The sequence below is a fragment of the Rothia sp. HMSC068F09 genome, from assembly GCF_001812775.1.
Classification (GTDB): domain Bacteria; phylum Actinomycetota; class Actinomycetes; order Actinomycetales; family Micrococcaceae; genus Rothia; species Rothia mucilaginosa_A.
In genome coordinates this window covers 1-3134 of record NZ_KV810428.1, presented here as the reverse complement: position 1 = coordinate 3134, position 3134 = coordinate 1, and the positions used below count along the sequence as shown (strand labels likewise).

The window sequence follows — 3134 nt, the reverse complement described above, 5'->3', positions numbered from 1 at the left end:
TGAAAGCCCTTCTGAAAAGGAAGGGAAATAGCTACCCGAAACTAGCCCGCAACCCTGCGGCAGAAACGGGTGCTTCGCGAGAACCTCGCGGAGGCTACACGCAAAATTATACACCCCATCCACATCTACCCACCCATAGCTCTCTGACAAGGGAAGAAACCATGCGAGCGACACACCACGTTCCCGTCAAGCGCCAGGCTCTCGCACAGATACAAGACCCCCACCGGGTGCTTCAACAAGCGACCCGGCGGGGGTCTTCACGTATGAGAGGGGTTGGCGCGGTTCAGGTAAACCGGGCAAACCGCGTGAGCCTCGAGGTCTCGCGGGACTCGGAAAGAACAGCGCGTCAAAACCCGGGCCGGCCAAAGCTCAGCCCAGGTGAACAGCGGAACTAGCGCTCCGCCTCCTCACCCAGCAGGCCCTCACGAGCCAACGCGGTCAAACGAGACACCGCGCGGAAATACTTCTTCTGGTAACCACCGGCCAGCATCTCCGGGGTAAACACCTTGTCAAAAGGCACACCCGAAGACACAATCGGCAGGTCCTTGTCATACAGGCGGTCAGCCAGCACCACAAAACGCAACGCCACCGACTGCTCCGTAATCGGCTGCACATCACGCCACGCAACACCCTGCAGACCGTCAATCAGCTGACGGTAACGCGAGGGGTGAACCTTCGCCAGATGCTCCACCAGGTCCGCGAAGTTATCGACGCCCACCGTCTTACCGGCGAACACTTCCTCAACCTTCGCGTCAAACTCGGCGTCAGACACCGGCTCCGGGGCATCGGGCAGGCCACGATGACGGAAGTCCTCACCATCCACGCGGTGCACCTCAAACTGCGAGGACAGCACCTGAATCTCACGCTTAAAGTCCTCCGCCGCGAAGCGCCCCTCACCCAGGGCACCCGGCAGAGTATTCGAAGTCGCCACAAGCTTCACGCCGGCATCGGCCAGCTCACGCATCAGGCGGGACATGAGCACCGTATCGCCCGGATCGTCCAGCTCAAACTCATCGATGCACACCAGCTTGTAACCGCTCAGCGCCTCAACCGTCTTGCGGAACGTCAACGCACCCACCAGGTTCGTGTACTCCACGAACGTGCCGAACGCCTTCGGGCCATCCACGTAATGCCACAGCGAAGCCAGCAGGTGAGTCTTACCCACACCGAAACCGCCGTCAAGATACAGGCCAGCCTTCGAAGTGTCCTTCTTCTTGCCGCCAAAGAGTCGACCAAAGAAGCCGCCGCCGGAGCCGCCGCCGTTAATCTTGTCGCCAAAATCCTTGAGCTTCTGCACCGCCTCAGCCTGCGAGGGCTGGTTCGGGTCGGGGATATAGGTGTCGAACGAAACCTCTCCAAAACGCTCTGACGGGCGGAAACCTGCCAGCAGCTCATCGGCAGACACGCGCGGGATGCGGTCGGTCAAATGTACGGTCGTGGTGGGCACAAAAACTCTTTTCTTCAGTGACGGCGATGTGACTTTCGTTTTAAGTGTAGTACTGCCTAACACCCCGCGTGAGCCGCATGAGTTGCCCGCCACATTATGAGTAAGGCGATGCGCCGGATGCAGTTGGCAGGTCTGAGAGGTCGAGGTTGCCTCGCCCCCTCCTCCAATACCCTCTGAACCAGCACTTCTCTCAATCAACACTCTCCGAAGACCTACTTGATAGCGAAAGTATTCCAATATCTACATCTAAACTTCACAAACTACAAAAGACTGCAAAAGATGGCAAACATCCTGTAAGGTGGTCTCGGGACCCAAAGCGATGCACCGGTGCATCGACAGCATGGAATACCTAGCCAGAACACTTTCGAGGCACGTCGCCGTACCTACAGAAACATTCTCGACTAGCACATACACACCATCACCGACGATAGGAGCGTATCTTCTATGGATTCGACCATTTTCAACCGCCGTACCCTGTTGGGTAGCGGCGCACTTGTGGGCTTGGGCGCCCTGCTTACCGCCTGCGGCCAGCAGGCCACCAACGAGGCTGCCGGCTCGACTTCTTCCGGCGCACCGAGCGAGACCGCTTCGGCCTCGGCTTCGGCTACCGAGGCGTCTTCGGCCTCGGCGACCCCGAGCCCTGTCATTACCCGCGGCTACTCGGGTGGCTCGAAAGCCCCCGATGGCGAGTACCGCAAGGCGGATGGTTACGGCCCGGCCCAGAATGTCCCCAAACCTCGTAACGAACCCGCCCAGTACCCCGAGACCGAAGAGGGTCTCATCCACATGATGGAAGACTGGCTGGTTGCCCACAACTACGGTACACAAACCGGTGACTGTTCTTATGCCTATAAATATATTGCGCAAGAAACAGAAGAATATAAATCATACAAATATTTGGAATCTCTTTATAGTCGCGGAGGATGGATTATTGGAGGACTGGAATCTTATCAGTCTGAAGGTTCTCTGATTTATGATAGCCAGAAGAAAAATTACCGAATGAAGTTTCGTATCCTGTGGTCAACAGTCACATATGTAAATCCTGATGGCCATCTCGAAATGGATGCTAATACGGATACGAAAAACGATTCTTTTTACTTTCTGTTTACGTATTCTAATGGATATTGGAAGATTGTAGGTTCTGAAGATGTGGAGCAAAAATGAAATCCTTCATGAAGAATATTAAGAATATAAATATTATTCTGTACGCTTCTATTTTTGCAGTAAATATGACGTGTAGCGCTCCGATTGCAATGGCAGCTGAATGTACGAGTCAAAATTCTAATGGCCATTGCATTAAAGTACCTGGAGAGAATCCCCCATCGAAAGATAACCACACGAAGCGTTCCAGAACTACTGACCATTCTCGACAGGTAGACATTTCAGACGGTAATACTGCCTCCACGACTTCAGTGGAAGCATCGCGGCAGGCCTGGGATAAAGAACATCCTAAAACAGTTGACGGTATGGGGCAGGTCTACCATATGACCTCCCACGCCGCGCGCAGAGCGGGCGATGCTGAATGCTACTCCGAGGACCAGCGTCCGGGTAAACCCATACGCGTCCTAGAACAACCCGCAACCGGCGAAGCTGCAAACTACAACCTAAAAACCGGGTTCTCAACATACTGCCAACCCAACGACACTAAAACCCTCACCCCCACCAACCCCAAAGAAACCCCCAAAGG

General features: G+C 54.9%; 3 protein-coding genes. 2 read left to right on the top strand and 1 reads right to left on the bottom strand.

The genetic code is table 11. The annotated features are described in order from the left end of the window. Nucleotides 1-391 precede the first annotated feature (391 nt). Complete coding sequence (zapE, locus tag HMPREF2874_RS06270) at nt 392-1447, bottom strand: cell division protein ZapE (protein ID WP_070649480.1); 1056 nt, start codon at nt 1445-1447, stop codon at nt 392-394. A 444-nt stretch (nt 1448-1891) separates the two neighbouring features. Here zapE and HMPREF2874_RS06265 point away from each other — a divergent pair, with 444 nt between their 5' ends. Continuing rightward, nucleotides 1892-2611: a DUF6318 family protein gene (locus HMPREF2874_RS06265; protein WP_070649479.1), complete on the top strand. Its 720-nt coding sequence runs from the start codon at nt 1892-1894 to the stop codon at nt 2609-2611. Between the two features lie 8 nt (nt 2612-2619). Then, the coding region (locus HMPREF2874_RS09205) for a hypothetical protein (protein WP_141754229.1) at nt 2620-3134 on the top strand (515 nt) is incomplete at its 3' end.